The organism is Janibacter sp. GS2 (assembly GCF_051200835.1).
Classification (GTDB): domain Bacteria; phylum Actinomycetota; class Actinomycetes; order Actinomycetales; family Dermatophilaceae; genus Janibacter.
In genome coordinates this window covers 1,824,142-1,840,756 of the sequence record NZ_CP195161.1, presented here as the reverse complement: position 1 = coordinate 1,840,756, position 16,615 = coordinate 1,824,142, and the positions used below count along the sequence as shown (strand labels likewise).

Sequence of the window (16,615 nt, the reverse complement as noted above, 5' to 3'; positions counted from 1 at the left end):
GGTGCGGTTGTGGGCGGACTCAGTCGGGGACGACGTGCGAGGGCACGCTGCCCTGCTCCCAGGCGATGAAGGCCTCCGTCTCACGCACGAGCGTCGCGACGACCCAGCCGATGACGAGGACGTCGTCGACGAGGCCGACCACGAGGAGCAGCCCCTCCGGCACGACGTCGATCGGCGAGACGACGTAGCCGACGCCGGCGAGCAGCATCGCCAGCTGCGCCGAGGACATCCCCGGGTACTCGCCCCGGCGCACCGCACGCACCAGGCGCGGGATGGCCCGGAGCCGGGCATACAGGCCCGGACCGCCCGAGCCGGCGGCGTGCACCGCCCGGGCGAGGTGGAGGGAGTTGCGGGTGCTGCGGCGACCGGGCACGGCGTCCTCCTGATGATGGGGCCGGGTGCAGCCTACGCCCGCCGCTGGCCCGCCTCGACCGCGTGGTCCGGCACGCCCCGCCGGTCGAGCCCGGCGGCCCGGCGCTCCCAGAACTGCGCTCCCCTGATGTCGAGGCGCTGGGGGTCGAACTGCGGGTCGATCCCCTGCTTCTTCTGCTCGCGGTAGTCCCTGAGCGCCTTCAGCGCCGGCACCTGCAGCAGGAGGATGCCCAGGATGTTCATCCACGCCATCGAGCCCACACCGATGTCGCCGAGCCCCCAGGCCGATCCGGCCGTGGTCACGGCACCGTAGGCGACGGAGCAGAGGATGAGCAGCTGCAGGCCGCGAATCATCCCGCGGCGCACCACGCCGCTGCGGATCTTGCGGGTGAGGTAGGACAGGTTGACCTCGGCCATGTAGTAGTACGCGACCATCGTGGTGAAGGCGAAGAAGGCCAGGGCCAGCGCCACGAAGCTCGAGCCCAGGCCGGGGGCGAAGGAGTCGAAGCCCGCCTGCACGAAGCCGGGGCCGGGCTCGACATCGGTCCCGATCGCGCCGACGTACAGCGTCTCGTCGCCGAAGGTCTCGCCCCTGAAGACGGTGTACATGTCGGTCGAGATGATGATGAACGCCGTTGCGGTGCAGACGAACAGGGTGTCGATGTAGACCGAGAAGGCCTGCACGAAGCCCTGCTTGGCCGGGTGCGAGACCTCCGCGGCAGCGGCATGGTGGGGGCCGGTGCCCTGACCCGCCTCGTTGGAGTAGATGCCACGCTGCACCCCCCACTTGATGGCCAGACCGATGATCGCGCCGTAGACGGCGTGGGCACCGAAGGCGCCGGCGAAGATCTCGCCGAAGACGCGGGGGACCTGGTCGAGGTTCACGACGAACACGAGCAGGGCGGCGAGCATGTACAGGATCGCCATGGGAGGCACGACGAGGGCGGCGAAGGCCGCGATGCGCTTGACGCCACCGACGACGATGAAGGAGAGCGCGATGACGATGCCGATGGCCGTCACCCACGTGGGGACACCCCACGCCGCGTTCATCGCGGAGGACATGCCGTTGGCCTGCACGCCCGGAAGGAAGAAGCTCATCGCGAAGACCGTGACGACGGCGAAGGTGATGGCGTAGACGAGCGAGACGGTCTTCGCCCGGTGCGCGTAGGCCTTCTCGAAGTAGTAGGCCGGACCACCGCGGTACTCGCCGGTGTCCGGGTCCTGCTCCTTGTAGATCTGGCCCAGGGTGCACTCGATGAAGGAGGTGGCGGCGCCGAGGAGGGCCACGGTCCACATCCAGAACACGGCGCCCGCACCGCCGAAGGCGATGGCCGTCGCGACCCCGCCGATGTTGCCCATCCCGACGCGGTTGGCGAGCGACATCATCAGGGACTGGAAGGACGAGGTGCCGTCCGCGGACTTCTTGCCCGTGCGCAGCTGGGTGATCATGTCCGGCAGCCCCATGACCTGGACGGCCCGGGTGCGGATGGTGAAGTAGAGGCCGGCGAGCAGGCACAGCCCCACGAGCGGGATCGACCAGACCACACCATTGGTGGCGTCCACGAGCTCGGTGAAGGACATGGGGGGTCTCTTTCTGGCAGGCGACGGAGCGACAAAACAGACGGGACGCTACCGCAGGCTGACCCCCGTGTGGGCGGTGCCCCGGGTCAGTCGCGTGCCTCGCCGGTCACCTGCTCGGCGAACTCCGCGCGCACGTGGTCGGCGAGCTGCTTGAGCAGCCACACGTCCATCCCGGCGCCGACGGCACCGCCGACGAGCGGGACGGCCTTGCCGAAGCGGGCGAAGACCCCCTTCCCCGCCTGGCTGAGGATGCGGAAGCCGACGGCCTTGTTGACGACCATGAGGGCCGGCGCGGGCAGACGCTGCGTCGCGAGCCCGGCGAGCCGGCCGCTCGGCGCGCTCATCCCGGCCTGGGCGAGGAGGTCCTGGGCGTCGGCACCGACGAGGCTGAGCAGGACGGAGGAGCGCACCTCGGGGCGGCTGAGGTCGTGGCCCCGGATGCGGGCGACGGAGGCGGCCATGCGGGTGGCCAGGGCGTAGAAGCCGAGGACATTGGCCGGCAGCGAGACGGTCATCGCGGCGAAACCGCCGAGGTTGGTGAGGAAGCCGCTGGCGCCGGCGAGCGCGAGGTGGTCACGCACGATCTGGTCGATCGCCCGATCGGGATCGCCGTGGTGCTTGGCCAGTGCCGCGTCGGCGGTGCCGGACGCGGAGGTGAACCTCCCCCGCCCGTCGATGCCGATCTCGAGGAGACTCTGGACGACCCGGGCCACCGCGCCGTGCGCGCCGGACTGCGGGTCCTCGGCCTGCTCCAGGGCGCCCCGGGTGTCCGTGACCGCCTTCGTGTCCGTGCCGCGGCCGAACCTGCTCGTGATGAATCCCATGCCGCGATCCTGCCACGCGCCGGTGCGGGCCCGGTGGTGTCGGCCGGCGGCGGTAGCCTCGCTGTCCGTGGAAGCCCTCGGAGCCGTCGTCGTCGGGGCCGACGGCGTGGGGGCGGTCCTTCCTCCCGACGGGCCACCCGTCCTCGCCGGCGACCCGGGGACGCTCCTGGCGGCGCTGGACCCCGCCGTCCGGTACGTCACCTGGTCGGCATCGGCCGTCGCACCCGTCATCCGCGCGGGGGCCCGCCTCGACCGCACGTGGGACGTCGCCGAGGTGCATCGTCTCGCCCACGGCGGCTGGGCCGCCGGCCCGGAGCGGGTGTGGGCCCTCCTGCACGGTCTCGACCCGCAGGGGGTCCCGAGCGCGCCGACCGGCGACCTCTTCGACCTGCTGTCCGACGAGTTGCCCCCCGAGGACCTCGTCCGCCCGGACGGCCACCTGCGCGCCGATGCCGTGACGGGGGCCTGGCTGACGACGCCGTCTCGGTGTGCCGCCTTCGCCGAGGCGGCCCGGCAGGTCGCCCGGCACCAGCACGAAGGGAGGACCCGCGCCGGCCGTCGGGCCCTGGCCACCGCGCACGCCGAGTCGGCCGCCGCGGTGCTCTGCGTCGAGCTCGCGAGCGACGGCCTGCCCATCGACCGGGAGGCCGCCCGCCGGCTGGTCACCGAGGCCGCCGGCGACGAGCCCCACACGCTCGCCGAGGAGCTCGCCGCGCGCGAGCGCCGCGATGCTCCCGTCATCGCCGCCGTGCCCGGCACCGGGCACGTGGACCTGCGCAACCCGGCACAGGTGAAGCAGCTGCTCGCGCGTGCCGGTGTCGACGTCCCCTCGACCCGCAAGTGGGTGCTCGAGGCGCAGGTCGCCGCGCACCCCGTCGTCCCGGCGCTGCTCGAGTGGCGCACGCGGGAGCGGATCGCGACGACCTACGGCTGGCGGTGGTTGCGCGAGCACGTGGGGAGCGATGACCGGCTCCGCGGTGCGTGGGCGGCCTGCGACGGCGCGGCGGGCCGGATGACCGCCCAGGCCGGGCTGCACAACCTCCCCTCCGAGCTGCGCCCCGCGGTGGCCGCCGACGCGGGTCACGTCTTCGTGCGGGCCGACCTCGGCCAGGTCGAGCCCCGGGTGCTCGCGGCGGTCTCCCAGGACCGGGCCTTCGCGGCGGCCACCCGGGAGGACGACCTCTACGCCCCGGTCGCCGCCCGGCTCGGGGTCGAGCGGGCCGTGGCGAAGATCGCGGTCCTCGCGGCGATGTACGGGCAGCGCTCCGGCCCGGCGGCGGAGGCGCTGCGCGGGCTCGAGCGGGAGTACCCGGTCGCGATGGCGCACCTGCAGCGCGCCCAGGATGCGGGCCGCCGCGGTGAGCCGGTGCGCACCTTCGGCGGGCGGGTCGTGCGCACGGACCTGCCCGGTGGCGGTGGCGAGGACGAGCGGGACACCCTCACCTCGGCCCGGGGCCGCTTCGCCCGCAATGCCGTCATCCAGGGCTCGGCGGCCGAGCTGTTCAAGGCGTGGGCCGCGACCGTCCGGGTGTCGGTGCGCCCGCTCGGAGGACGCATCGTGCTGTGCCTGCACGACGAGCTGCTCGTCCACGTGCCGCAGGAGCACGCCGAGCGGGCCGCCACCGTCGTCGACCGCGCGCTCACGGACGCGGCGCGTCGCTGGCTCGGGGGCGACCAGGTGCGTTTCGTCGCCGACACCTCGATCGTGCGGCGGTGGTCCGAGGCGAAGTGAGCCCGGGCCCGGCCACGAGCGCGGACGGGCCCGCTACGGGGTGTCGGTCTCGTCGACCGTGCGCAGGAAGTCCTCGAAGTCGGCGCCGAGCTCGTCCGCGGACGGGAGGTTCTCCCCTTCGCCGGCCAGCAGGCTCGGGCGCTCCAGGCCGCGCAGGTGGACGTCGTACTGGCGCTCGAGGGCCTCGACGGCCTCGCGCACCTCGTCGTTGTCCTGGACCTCGCGCTCGATCTGGAGGCGACCCTCACTGGCCGCCTCGGCGAGCGCGTCGTTGGGCAGGTTGAGCCCGGTGCAGTCGACGATCGCGTTGAGGCCGGTGAGCGCCGCGTCGTGGAAGGTCGACTGGGCGAGGTAGTGCGGCACGTGGAGGCTGAAGCCCACCGCGTCGCGGCTCGACTCCCCCAGACGCAGCTCGAGGAGCGCCGCCAGGCTCGTGGGGACCTGGACGGTGCCGAAGACCGGCTTGTGCTCACCGATGAGGCGCTCGTCGGTGCCGTGGACGGTCATGCCGACGGGACGGGTGTGCGGGACGGCCATCGGGATGCCGTGGGCGTGGACGGCGAGGGAGATGCCGACCTCGTCCATGATCGTCGTGACGGCCGAGACGACGGCCTCCCAGCGGTAGTCCGGCTCCGGCCCGGTGAGGATGTAGTAGCTCTGCGCGTCCCGGTCGGTGAGGTGGTACAGCGACAGGGTCGGCGCGGAGTAGTCGGTGTAGCGGTTGGCGTCGAAGGTGATCACCGGTCGACGGCTGCGGTAGTCGATGAGGGTGTCAACGTCGAAGGACGCGACGAGGGTCGGCTCGCTCGCCTCGAGGAGGTGGTCGACGAGGAGCCGCTGGGCCATCCCGGCGTCGAAGAAGCCGTCGAAGGCGACGATCATCGGCCCCGGCTCGAGGGCGGCGGGGTCGGTGTCGACCTCATAGCGGTAGAGGCGCTCGGTCACGTCAGGTCCTCCTGGTCGGTGGTGCACTCATTGTCCCAAACGACTCAGGGCGCCGCGCCATTCCCCCGTGCCGTCACGACGTGGGGACGGCGGCGATGGCGGCGCGGACGCGCTTGGCGGAGACCGACTGTGCCGTCCCGAGGGCCTGGGCGAAGAGCGAGACGCGCAGCTCCTCGATCATCCAGCCGATGGCCACGACGTCGGCCGAGCGGCGGCGCAGCGGCGGCAGCGCCTCGAGGAGGTCGGCGTAGGCGGACTCCACCGAGTCGACGGCCTCCTGGTGCATCGCGTCACGACGGGGGTTCTCCGCGGCCCGCTCCAGGCGAAGGGAGATCCCGCGCAGGTAGCGCCGCAGGTCCGGCAGTCGCTGCGCGCCGGTGTCGGCGACGAAACCCGGGCGGACGAGGCCCTCGAGCTGCGCGCGGGCGTCGGCGGTGGTCACCGACAGGGCGGGCGCCCCCATCCGCTCGAGCAGGCGCAGGATCTGCGTGCGCTGGGCGAGGACGGGCTCGACCTCAGCGACGATCGTCAGCACCCGCTGGGCGACGTGGGTGCGCGTGGCGGCGAGTGCCTCGTCGAAGGCGGCCCTCGTGCGCACCACCCCCGGCACGTGCTGGGCGACGATGTCGTCGACGGCCGCGGCGAGCGCGTCGTCGAGGAGCTGTGGCACCGAGCCGTGCGGGTTCTCGGCGAGCGCGAGCTTCTGGGCATTGGTCAGCCGGGCGAGGACCCGCTTCCACGGCGGGCTCGTCCCGAGCAGGAGCAGCCGGCGCACGCCGTCGCGGTGGGCGGCGAGCGCCTGCTGCTCGTCCGGGAGCACGCGCAGGGCCACGGAGCTCCCTTCGTCGACGAGGGCCGGGTAGCCGACCACGGTGTGCTTGCCCGACCTCGTCGTGAAGGTCTCCGGGAGGTCGTCGACGTCCCAGCCGGTGAGGCCGGTCCGCTCGATGGACGCCCCGGCACGCGACATCCGCTGCTGCACGTCGCCGGCGAGCTCCTCCGCGAGCGCCTCGAGGTCCTTGCCGCGGGCGAGCCGGTGGCGACGCTGGTCCTCGACGGCGAAGGTCACCCGCAGGTGGTCGGGCACGCGGGACCAGTCCCACTCCCCCTCGTCGATGCGCAGCCCGGCACGGCGCCCGAGGACCGTGGACAGCTGGCTGGTGATCGACGTGCCGGCCTGCGGGTCGAGCTCGGCGAGCGCGGCGCGGGCGTGGTCGGGGGCCGGCACGAGGTGGCGCCGGGTGGCCTTGGGCAGCGACTTGATCAGCGCGGCGACCAGATCGGCGCGCAGCCCCGGCACCTGCCAGTCGAAGCCGGCGGGGGTCAGCTGGTTGAGCACCGCCACGGGCACGTGGACGGTGACGCCGTCGTCCTCGGTCCCCGGCTCGAACTGGTAGGTCACGGCGAGCTCGAGCCCGTCGGTGCGCCAGCGCCGCGGGTAGTCGCTCGTGCTCACCGCCTCGGCGTCCTCGCGGGTGAGCAGCTCCTCGGTGAGGGTCAGCAGCTCGGGCTGGTCGTGGCGCGCCTTCTTCCACCACGAGTCGAAGTGCGCCCCCGAGACGACGTCGGCGGGGATCCGCTCGTCGTAGAAGGAGAACACGTCCTCCTCGTCGACGAGCAGGTCGCGCCGGCGGGCACGTTCCTCGAGCTGCTCGAGACGGCGCACGAGCTTGCGGTTCGCGGCGAGGAAGTCGTGCCGGGCCTCCCACTCCCCCTGCAGGAGGGCGTGCCGGATGAACAGCTCGCGGCTGACGACGGGGTCGATCCTCCCGTAGGAGACCGGCCGACCGACGACGAGCGGGACGCCGAAGAGGGTCACCCGCTCGGTGGCGAGGACGGAGGCGGCCTTCTTGCTCCACCGCGGCTCGGAGTAGGTCCGCTTCACGAGGTGCGCGCCGGCACGCTCGGCCCACACGGGGTCGATGCGGGCGGACGAGCGGGCCCACAGCCGCGAGGTCTCGACGAGCTCACCGGCCATGACGAAGGGGGGCTGGCGCCGGAAGTTCGTCGTGCCCGGCTGGATGGAGAAGCGGGCACCGCGCGCCCCGAGGTAGTCGCGCTTGTCCTCGTCGCGCAGGCCGACGTGGCTGAGCAGCCCGGTGAGCAGGGCCTGGTGGATCGTGTCCCAGTCCGGCTCGGCGTCGTGGGCGGCGGTACGCGCCCTCGTGTCGAGCTTGCGCTGCTTGGCGGCCCGCACGAGCTGCGAGTGCAGGTCCTGCCACTCCCGGATCCGCAGGAAGTGCAGGTACTCGCGCTTGCACATCCGGCGGAAGGCGCTGCCGGACAGTGCCTTCTGCTGGTCCTTGAGGTACGTCCAGAGGTTCCACCAACTGGCGAAGTCCGAGCCCTCCTGGCGGAACCGCGCGTGCTGCTGGTCGGCCTGGGAGCGCTGGTCCACGGGTCGTTCGCGCGGGTCCTGGATGGACATCGCGGCGACGATCACGAGGACCTCGGTGGTGCAGCCGAGCCGGTCGGCCTCGATGAGCATCCGCCCGAGGCGCGGGTCGACGGGCAGGCGGGCGAGGGTCGTGCCCGTCGGGGTGAGCCGACGACCACCGCGCCGCGCTCCCTTCCCTCCCCCGGCTGCCACCGCAGCCTCGGTGTCGAAGGCCTGCAGCTCCTGGAGGAGGCGGACGCCGTCGGTGATCTGGCGGGAGTCCGGCGGCTCGAGGAAGGGGAAGCGCCCCACGTCGCCGAGGCCGAGGGAGGTCATCTGGAGGATGACGCTCGCGAGGTTGGTCCGCAGGATCTCCGGGTCGGTGAACTCCGGCCGTGACTCGAAGTCCTCCTGCGAGTACAGCCGGATGCACACCCCCTCGGCGACGCGCCCGCACCGACCGGCGCGCTGCTGGGCGGAGGCCCTCGAGACCCGCTCGATCGGCAGGCGTTGGACCTTGGTGCGCTGGCTGTACCGCGAGATGCGCGCGGTGCCGGTGTCGATGACGTAGCCGATGCCCGGGACGGTGAGCGAGGTCTCGGCGACATTGGTGGCCAAGACGATCCGGCGGCCGCGGTGCGGCGCGAAGACCCGGTGCTGCTCGGCCGCGGACAGGCGTGCGTAGAGCGGGATGACCTCGGTGTCGGGGAGGTTCATCGACGTCAGGGCGTCCTGGGCGTCGCGGATCTCCCGCTCCCCGGAGAGGAAGACGAGCGCGTCGTTGGCGCCGCTGGCCGCGTTCTCCGGCTCGGTCCACAGCTCCTCGACGGCGCGGCAGATGCCGGTGACCTGGTCGCCGTCGCCGCCGCTCTTCTCCCCGTCCTCGCCCTCGCCCTCGGGGTCGTCGATCGGTCGGTAGCGGACCTCGACCGGGTAGGTGCGCCCGGAGACCTCGATGATCGGCGCGGGCTCGCCGTCATCGGAGGCGAAGTGGGCCGCGAAGCGCTCCGGGTCGATCGTCGCCGAGGTGATGAGGACCTTCAGGTCGGGGCGGCGCGGGAGGAGCTGCTTGAGGTAGCCGAGGATGAAGTCGATGTTCAGCGAGCGCTCGTGGGCCTCGTCGATGATGATCGTGTCGTAGCGGCGCAGCTCCCGGTCGCGCTGCATCTCGTTGAGCAGGATGCCGTCGGTCATGACCTTCACCGCCGTCGCGTCGCTGCTGTGGTCGGCGAAGCGCACCTGGTAGCCGATGAGCGCGCCGAGCTCGACCTGCATCTCCTGTGCGATCCGCTCGGCGACCGAGCGCGCGGCGATGCGGCGGGGTTGGGTGTGCCCGATCTGGCCGGTCGTGCCGCGACCGATCTCGAGGGCGATCTTGGGCAGCTGCGTCGTCTTGCCGGAGCCGGTCTCCCCCGCGACGACGACGACCTGGTGGTCCCGCAGGGCCTGCGCGATGTCGTCCTTGCGGGCGACGACCGGCAGCTCCTCGGGGTAGTGCAGGTCCGCCGCCGCGACGGGTTCACGGACGGGGGCGGACATACGGGTCAGGATACGTGCGGGCGGGCCGGGTCAGAAGTTGAGTGACGCGACGGGCAGCGTCGCGGTGCGCAGTGCGGCGTCCAGCTGCGCGACGGCGCCGGCCCGGTGCTCGGTGACGAAGCCGGCCCTCGCCCGCGCCCCCACGCTCTGGTCACCCAGCCACACGGCACCGAGGTCGGCGATGTCGAGCGTGAGATCCGCTGGCCCGTCGTGGCGGACGAGCCGACCGACGCCGTCACGAGCCGTCCACCGCCAGGTGCCGGCGTTCTCCGGGAGGATCGTGTCGCCCACCTCGACGGTGAGCTCGAGGTCGGCGGCGTGGCCGCGCTCGGCCACCGCGGTGGGCAGGTCGACGATCCGCAACCACAGGTCGTCGCTCAGCCCGGCCCCGTGCGGCCGCTTCCCCGCCAGCCACAGCACGAGCGGGTCGTCGGGAGCACTCCGTGCCGGCCATGAGGTCGAGCGTCGTCAGCCGCTGGGCGAGGGCGAGTCGGGCGGCGACGTCGACGTCCATGAGGAAGGAGACCCCGACCTGACCATCGGGCGCCCCATGGGTCCACCTCGGGGTCCGGTGGAACCAGGCACACCCGACGTCCTCACCGCCGCGCGTCGCCCACAGCAGGCGGGCCGGTTCGCGCTCCCCCCGCGTCTGCGGGATGTCGGAGAGGAGGCGGCCGAAGTCCTCGACGCTGCGCACGACGTGCCCGGCAGCGCTGCGTGCGCACCGTCGGGCGAGTGCGTGCACCCGCTCGGCGTCCGCAGGGTCCACGGTCGTCATCCGGGTGGTGGTGGCGGCGGCCACCTCCTGCACGGATGGGGGCGCGGCGAAGGTCGTGCCGTGGGCGAAGGTCATCATCAGCTCGCGGCTGGCGACGCCGTAGCCGAAGCGTCCGTAGATCGCGGCCTCGGACGCCTTGAGCGCGCTGATCGCGCGGTGCTGCTCGTCGCGGGTCCAGCGCAGGTGTTGACGCACCAGGGCACTGAGCACCCCACGCCGGCGGTGGTCGGGGTGGACCCCGACCCAGGTCAGTCCCTCCACCGGGCGAAGGGAGCCTCCCCCACCCGCGGCCGGGACGCTCACCCCGATGTCCCAGGAAGCGGCGATGCCGGCGTCCTCGCCGTCGATCCGGGCGATCCACGCCGCTCGGGTCGGCGTGTTCGCCAGGGCGACGTCGTGGGGGGTCCGCAGGTCGTCGGACCAGACGAGCTGGTCGAGGGCCAGGACGGCCTCGACGCCAGCCGGGTCGCTCGGGTCGATCCGGGTCACCCGGATGTCGGTGGGCATGTGCGCCACGCTCGCACCACGCCCCCTCGGCCGCAACGGGGTTTGTCACCGGGACCGCCCCAGGTGCTCGGCAGTACGTCGCCGACGTCGGTCGGCCTCGCGGCGTTCCTGCGCGCCGTCCTTGACACCGGTCGACTCTCCGACCCTGTTCGTGGTCCGGGCGGCGGAGTACGCTCGCCGCCCCTGCTTGGTCGAGTGCTCGACGGTGACGGCCACCCTGGCGACCCGGCCCTCCCCGGCGACGGTCTCCCAGTCGTTGAAGGCGTCCTGCAGGTCGTCGACCCCGGCCTTGCGCCGGATGGTGTCACGGACGCTCGCCGGGATCCTGCTGGGCGCGGTCGCGGAGCGCGTCTTCGGGGGCGTGGACGTGGACCGACCGGTGGAGGTCCTCGCCCGACGGGCCCGACCCGATGTCGTGATCGGGTTGTCCTTGATCCGCACGGGGTCGTGGGGCAGGGAGTTCACGCGCGCGACGTCCTTGGTCACGAAGCGACCCTTGGCCGCCTTGACCACCCGGCCGGCGCCGAAGCCCACCGTGTCCACGCCGTAGATCGCCGACGACTTCGCGACGTCGGTGTAGGACCCCTCGTCGTAGAAGTAGCGACGCCCGGCCTTCCCGATCGGGTCCGCCACCCCGGCCACGGCGATCGGCTTGGCGATGATGCCGACCCGGCCGGCGTTCTCACCCATGGTGCTCAGGCCCTCCCAGAAGTCGTACCCGGCCGGGTCGTCGGTCTGCGCGGACACGTCGTTGAGCTTCGCGGCCATCCGCTGCTCGTCGGCGTGCGCCTCCTGCAGCTCCTTCTCGAAGCCCCGCTCGGCGCGCATCACTGCCGAGAGGGCCCGCGCGCGCTCCTTCTCCGTGCGGTCCCGGTCCGGGTCATCCGGCGCCATCTCCCGGAGTCTGGTGTCGCAGTCCGCCATGGTCCCGTCCGCGGTGGACGCATCCTCGTCCAGGCTGGTGAGCGACTTCTGGGAGGCCTCGAGCAGGTCCGCGTAGGGGCGGATGACCTCCGCCGTGCTGCGCAGGCGGTTCGCGACGTCGATGAGGTCGGCGGGGGTGCGCGCGACCCTGGCGGCGAAGGTGTCTCCCGACGGGGAGTCCCAGGACCCCCGTACCGACACCTGCTGGAGGAGGCCGATCGTGCGGTCCATGGCCGTCACGACGTTCTTCAGCTGCCGCGCCTGCGCCCGGATCGTATCGGGGTCGCCGTCCCCGATCCCCTTGTCGTCGACGAAGTACTTCACCGGATCCCCTGGTTGCGTGCGGTGTTGGCGTCCTCGGCCACGAGGTAGCAGCCGCCCGCGTGCTTCGCGAGGTCGCGCAGGTCCCGCAGGTCCTCGCACAGCGCGACGCGCAGCAGCTCGTAGTCACCCAGGACGCGGTCCATGGCCCCGGAACCGGTGATCGTGGGGAACCCGTAGGTCTCCTGGCTGCCGTCGCGGGTGTAGTGGGCCGAGACCTGGAGGTAGTCGGCGATGTTGGCCAGCTCGTGGCCCAGTCCCTCGATACCCGCCGAAGAGATCCGCAGTGCCTGTCGAACCGTCATGCCGAGCAGGTTAGGGACGAACGACGAGGGGCCCGTGGAGTTGTCCACAGGCCCCTCGTCGGAGTGCTCGAACGCGCGGGCGGCGTCAGGCCTTCGCTGCGGCGAAGCCCTGCTCGAGGTCGGCGATGATGTCCTCGACGCTCTCCAGACCGACGGAGAGCCGGACCAGGCCGGGAGTGACGCCGGCGGCGAGACGGTCCTCCTCGGGTCCCTGGGAGTGGGTCGTCGACGCGGGGTGGATCACGAGCGAGCGCACGTCACCGATGTTGGCCAGGTGGCTGTGCAGGCTCAGGCCCTCGACGAACTTCTGTCCTGCCTCGACGCCACCGGCGATCTCGAAGGAGATGACCGCGCCGGCCCCCTTCGGGGTGTACTTGCGCGCGAGCGCGTGGCTCGGGCTGCTCGGCAGCGAGGCCCAGATGACCTTCTCCACCTGCGCGTGCCCGCCGAGGAACTCGGTCACCGCGGCGGTGTTGGCCAGGTGCCGGTCCATGCGCAGGCTCAACGTCTCGACGCCCTGGCCGATGAGGAAGGCGTTGAAGGGAGAGACCGCGGGACCGAGGTCGCGCATCAGCTGCACGCGCGCCTTGAGGATGAAGGAGACATTGGCCCCCATGGCGCCGTTGACGCCGAGGTCGGGCCCGAAGCGCAGCCCGTGGTAGCTCGGGTCGGGCTCGTTGTAGTTGGGGAACTTCTCCGGGTCGGCGGCGTAGTCGAAGCGGCCGGCGTCGACGATGACCCCGGCGATGGAGGTGCCGTGGCCGCCGAGGAACTTCGTCGCGGAGTGCACGACGACGTCCGCACCGTGCTCGATGGGCCGCAACACGTACGGCGTCGCGATGGTGTTGTCGACAATGAGCGGCACCCCGGCGGAGTGGGCGATGTCCGCAATGCCCTCGATGTCCAGCACCACGTCCTTGGGGTTGCCGATGGTCTCGCCGAAGAGGACCTTCGTGTTCGGCTTGATCGCGGCCTGCCACTGCGCCAGGTCGCTCGGGTCCTCGACGAGGGTCACCTCGAGGCCGTACTTTGGCAGGGTGTACTGCAGCAGGTTGACCGTGCCGCCGTAGAGGGCCGCGCTGGCCACGACGTGGTCACCGGCCTCGGCGACGTTGAGCAGCGCGAGGGTCGTCGCGGACATGCCGGAGGCGGTGAGCAGGGCCCCGACGCCGCCCTCGAGGGCGGCGATCTTCTGCTCGACCGCGTCCTGGGTGGGGTTCATGATCCGCGTGTAGATGTTGCCGAGCTCCTTGAGCCCGAAGAGGTTCGCGGCGTGCTCGGTGTCCTTGAAGACGTACGACGTCGTCTGGTGGATCGGCAGGGCCCGCGAGCCGGTCGTCGGGTCGGGCACCTGGCCGGCGTGGATCTGCTTCGTCTCGAAGTTCCACGTGGTCGGGTCGGACATGTCTGTGCTCCTGGATGGTGCGCGCTTGACCGTGGCGGTCGCCACGGGCCTGGTCGTCTCCCGGGGCACCCCACCGCGGAGGAGGGTTGCCGGCCAGCGAGCCGGGGCTTGTCACTGGCGCTCAAGACCTCCGCAGAGCATATGAGGACGCTCCACGCACCCGGCAGGGTGTCTCACCTCCCGGGCGTCTGCTCCCCGCCGGCGCGCCGGGCCCGGTGGATCCACCACAGGCCGACGAAGGGGAGGACGAGCGGCAGGTACCCGTAGCCGGAGCCGTAGTGGGACCAGAGCGTCTTGTCCGGGAAGAGGTCCGGCGCGACGAAGGACAACGTGCCGACGGTGAGCACCCCGGCCGCCTCGACGAGGATCGCCCACGTGGCCACGCGGGCACCGGACTGTCCCCCCTTCGCCAGGGCGAGGGTGGCGACGAGGTAGATCAGGGCCGCGAGGGCGGACAGGACGTAGGCCAGCGGTGCCCGCTCGAAGTAGCTCGTGATCTGCAGGATCGAGCGCCCGGTCGCGGCGAGCGCGAGGACCGCGTAGACGGCGACGACGATGCGGCCCGGCCCGGTGCCGGTAGGCACCTCAGGCGGGGCCATGGAGGTCCCAGATCTGCAGGATGCGGTAGGCCATGACCCCGACGGTGAAGGCGCCCGCGATGACGACGCCCATCGTCCAGCGGGTCTTCTCCTTCAGCGCGATGAAGACGACGATCGGCGGCAGGATCGGCAGGGTCAACGCGTAGGCGAGCATCGTCGCGCCCTGGCCGGTGCCGGAGACCTGCCCGTGGACGATGGCCGCGGTGAGCGCGAGGACGAGCAGGGCGACCTCGACGACCGCGGTCACGAGCAGCATCGCGTCGTCGACGAGGCGGTCGATCGCCAGGTAGAGCAGGGCCTGGAGTCCGAGCACGCCGACCGCGACGATCACGACGGTGGTCAACAGCACAAGCACGGCGTAACAGTACCCACGCGCACTGCTGCCACCATCAGGCGCATGAGTTCCCACCGCCTCACCGCCCACGAGCTCGTCGCCACGGTGGTCGACGGGGACAGCTTCGTCTCCTGGGACGAGCCCCTCGACCTCGCGGGACTCTCCGCGACCTATCGGGCCACGATGGAGGAGGCCGCGGCACGGGCGGGCACCGACGAGTCGGTGATCACCGGCGCCGCACGCATCCACGGCCACGACGTCGCCCTGATCATCGGCGAGTTCCGCTTCCTCGGCGGGTCCATCGGCCGCGCCGCGGCCGCGCGGATCGTCGCGGCGATCCGTCGGGCCACGACCGAGCGGCTGCCCCTCGTCGCCGCCACCGCGAGTGGTGGCACGCGGATGCAGGAGGGCACGCCGGCCTTCGTGACGATGGTCGACATCTCGGCGGCGGTCGTCGCGCACAAGGCCGCCGGCCTGCCCTACCTCGTCTACCTGCGCCACCCCACGACCGGTGGGGTCTTCGCCTCGTGGGGGTCGCTCGGGCACATGACGATCGCCGAGCCGCAGGCTCTCATCGGCTTCCTCGGGCCGGTCGTCCACGAGACGGTCAACGGCGCTCCCTTCCCCACCGGGGTGCAGGTCGCCGAGAACCTCGTCGACAAGGGGATCGTCGACGCCGTCGTCCCCACCGACCAGCTCGCCGCGGTCGCCGCCCGCGCCCTGACCCTGCTGTCGGCGACCACCGAGCCGCACGCCCACCCGGACGCCCGCGACGCCTCCCCCGGGTCCGCGGCCGCGGAGGGTGAGGACCCGGTCTGGCGGGTCACCCCCTTCGTCTCCCGGCCGGAGCCGAGCGAGGAGGAGATCGCCGCGCTGTGGTCCGCCATCACGGTGACGCGAAGGGAGGACCGCCCGGGCGTGCGCGAGCTGCTGCGGTATGCCGCGGACGACGTCATCCCCCTCAACGGCACCGGCTACGGCGAGTCCGACAAGGGCGTGATGCTCGCACTGGCCTCCTTCGGGGGCCGGTCGTGCGTGCTCGTCGGTCAGGACCGGCGCTACCAGGTGGCCGAGTCGATGGGCCCGGCCGCGCTGCGCGAGGCACGGCGTGGGATGCAGATGGCCACGCAGCTCGGCCTGCCGCTCGTCACGGTCATCGACACCCCCGGTGCGGACCTCTCCCCGCACGCCGAGGAGGGCGCACTCGCCGGGGAGATCGCCCGCTCGATCGCGGACATGACGGCACTCACGGTGCCCAGCGTCTCGGTGCTGCTCGGTGAGGGCACCGGCGGCGGGGCGCTGGCGATGCTCCCGGCGCGGCGGGTCATCGCGGCCGCCAATGCGTGGCTCTCCCCGCTCCCGCCGGAGGGCGCGAGCGCGATCCTCTTCAAGGACACCGACCACGCTCCCCTGCTCGCGGCCCGGCAGCGCGTCGGCGCGGAGCAGATGCGTCAGGACGGGCTCGTGGACGTCATCGTCCCCGAGTCACCGGCGGCGCACGAGGCGCCGGAGGCCTTCGCGGCGGCGATCGGCGCGGAGATCCTGGCGCAGGTCACCGCGCAGCTCAGCTGACGGCGCGCAGACCACCCCACAGCGGCATCTCGACGACCGCGTGGGCGGTGGCGAGGTAGGTCCCCAGCAGCGGCACCCCGTGCTCGCGACACGACGCGATGGCGGCCTCGTGCCACGCCCGGGCCTCGTCGTCCGGGCTGTACCCCCGGGGTCGACCGACCGCGAGGACGACGCCGCCGAGGGAGTCGGCGACCTGGCCGATGACGAGGTCGATGGCCTCCCTTCGCTCGCCCGCTGCTGCGCGGTCGATCTCGGTGATCGTCACGGGTTGGACCATGCGATGGGTGTCGTCGCACAGCAGCAGGCTGATGCAGCCGGTAGCGCGGTCGCTCTCGCGGACGACGAGATCGACGACGTCGGGGGCCAGGTCGGTGTCGGTCAGGGGACGTGAGTGCCAGTTGCGGGGCAGGTCGTGGAAGGTCATGCCACCTCATCGTGGCCTCCTGGCGCGACGTCACCGCGAACTTGTCCACAGACCCGGTGCCCCGGTCGCAGCGACC

Annotated in this window: 15 protein-coding genes and 1 riboswitch; of the genes, 2 read left to right on the top strand and 13 right to left on the bottom strand. The window is 72.4% G+C overall.

Annotated features, from left to right (window positions below):
- Nucleotides 1-19: 19 nt before the first annotated feature.
- The 3 genes from ACR9E9_RS08960 to ACR9E9_RS08950 all read right to left on the bottom strand — a co-directional run bounded on the left by ACR9E9_RS08960 (nucleotide 20) and on the right by ACR9E9_RS08950 (nucleotide 2,777).
- The gene (locus tag ACR9E9_RS08960) at nucleotides 20-373 is read right to left on the bottom strand and encodes a YkvA family protein (RefSeq protein WP_435198133.1); all 354 of its coding nucleotides are present in this window, start codon (nucleotides 371-373) and stop codon (nucleotides 20-22) included.
- A 32-nt stretch (nucleotides 374-405) separates the two neighbouring features.
- Complete coding sequence (locus tag ACR9E9_RS08955; RefSeq protein ID WP_435198132.1) at nucleotides 406-1,953, bottom strand: alanine/glycine:cation symporter family protein; 1,548 nt, start codon at nucleotides 1,951-1,953, stop codon at nucleotides 406-408.
- An 86-nt stretch (nucleotides 1,954-2,039) separates the two neighbouring features.
- Nucleotides 2,040-2,777, bottom strand: coding sequence for an EcsC family protein (locus tag ACR9E9_RS08950; protein ID WP_435198131.1), 738 nt, complete (start codon nucleotides 2,775-2,777; stop codon nucleotides 2,040-2,042).
- 67 nt (nucleotides 2,778-2,844) lie between these two features.
- On the opposite strand from ACR9E9_RS08950, the gene ACR9E9_RS08945 reads away from it, so the two are divergent.
- Nucleotides 2,845-4,509, top strand: a complete 1,665-nt coding sequence (locus tag ACR9E9_RS08945; RefSeq protein ID WP_435198130.1) for a DNA polymerase — start codon at nucleotides 2,845-2,847, stop codon at nucleotides 4,507-4,509.
- A gap of 33 nt (nucleotides 4,510-4,542) precedes the next feature.
- Here ACR9E9_RS08945 and ACR9E9_RS08940 read toward each other — a convergent pair whose 3' ends face one another.
- The 9 genes from ACR9E9_RS08940 to ACR9E9_RS08900 form a co-directional block, all read right to left on the bottom strand.
- Complete coding sequence (locus ACR9E9_RS08940; protein ID WP_435198129.1) at nucleotides 4,543-5,454, bottom strand: proteasome assembly chaperone family protein; 912 nt, start codon at nucleotides 5,452-5,454, stop codon at nucleotides 4,543-4,545.
- Between the two features lie 73 nt (nucleotides 5,455-5,527).
- Nucleotides 5,528-9,370, bottom strand: coding sequence for an ATP-dependent RNA helicase HrpA (gene hrpA / locus ACR9E9_RS08935; RefSeq protein ID WP_435198128.1), 3,843 nt, complete (start codon nucleotides 9,368-9,370; stop codon nucleotides 5,528-5,530).
- 30 nt (nucleotides 9,371-9,400) lie between these two features.
- Nucleotides 9,401-9,661, bottom strand: a complete 261-nt coding sequence (locus ACR9E9_RS08930; protein ID WP_435198127.1) for a sterol carrier protein domain-containing protein — start codon at nucleotides 9,659-9,661, stop codon at nucleotides 9,401-9,403.
- Nucleotides 9,606-10,655, bottom strand: a complete 1,050-nt coding sequence (locus ACR9E9_RS08925) for a GNAT family N-acetyltransferase (protein WP_435198126.1) — start codon at nucleotides 10,653-10,655, stop codon at nucleotides 9,606-9,608. The genes ACR9E9_RS08930 and ACR9E9_RS08925 overlap by 56 nt, the downstream gene beginning before the upstream one ends.
- Before the next feature lie 45 nt (nucleotides 10,656-10,700).
- Nucleotides 10,701-11,903, bottom strand: a complete 1,203-nt coding sequence (locus ACR9E9_RS08920; RefSeq protein WP_435198125.1) for a WXG100 family type VII secretion target — start codon at nucleotides 11,901-11,903, stop codon at nucleotides 10,701-10,703.
- Nucleotides 11,900-12,205: a hypothetical protein gene (locus tag ACR9E9_RS08915; protein ID WP_435198124.1), complete on the bottom strand. Its 306-nt coding sequence runs from the start codon at nucleotides 12,203-12,205 to the stop codon at nucleotides 11,900-11,902. The genes ACR9E9_RS08920 and ACR9E9_RS08915 overlap by 4 nt, the downstream gene beginning before the upstream one ends.
- A gap of 85 nt (nucleotides 12,206-12,290) precedes the next feature.
- Entirely contained in the window at nucleotides 12,291-13,655 is a 1,365-nt protein-coding gene (locus ACR9E9_RS08910) for a bifunctional o-acetylhomoserine/o-acetylserine sulfhydrylase (RefSeq protein ID WP_435198123.1), read from the bottom strand.
- Nucleotides 13,627-13,739: riboswitch (SAM riboswitch) on the bottom strand. It overlaps the preceding gene by 29 nt.
- A gap of 44 nt (nucleotides 13,740-13,783) precedes the next feature.
- Complete coding sequence (locus ACR9E9_RS08905; RefSeq protein WP_435198122.1) at nucleotides 13,784-14,209, bottom strand: hypothetical protein; 426 nt, start codon at nucleotides 14,207-14,209, stop codon at nucleotides 13,784-13,786.
- Nucleotides 14,196-14,564 carry a hypothetical protein gene (locus tag ACR9E9_RS08900; RefSeq protein WP_435198121.1) on the bottom strand — a complete coding sequence of 123 codons (369 nt, stop codon included), beginning with the start codon at nucleotides 14,562-14,564 and terminating at the stop codon, nucleotides 14,196-14,198. The genes ACR9E9_RS08905 and ACR9E9_RS08900 overlap by 14 nt, the downstream gene beginning before the upstream one ends.
- A 42-nt stretch (nucleotides 14,565-14,606) precedes the next feature.
- On the opposite strand from ACR9E9_RS08900, the gene ACR9E9_RS08895 reads away from it, so the two are divergent.
- Nucleotides 14,607-16,115, top strand: coding sequence for a carboxyl transferase domain-containing protein (locus ACR9E9_RS08895; protein WP_435198120.1), 1,509 nt, complete (start codon nucleotides 14,607-14,609; stop codon nucleotides 16,113-16,115).
- Here the strand turns inward: ACR9E9_RS08895 and ACR9E9_RS08890 are convergent.
- A complete protein-coding gene (locus ACR9E9_RS08890) occupies nucleotides 16,108-16,539 on the bottom strand; it encodes a hypothetical protein (protein WP_435198119.1) in 432 nt (143 codons plus the stop codon). The genes ACR9E9_RS08895 and ACR9E9_RS08890 overlap by 8 nt on opposite strands.
- Nucleotides 16,540-16,615: the final 76 nt, after the last annotated feature.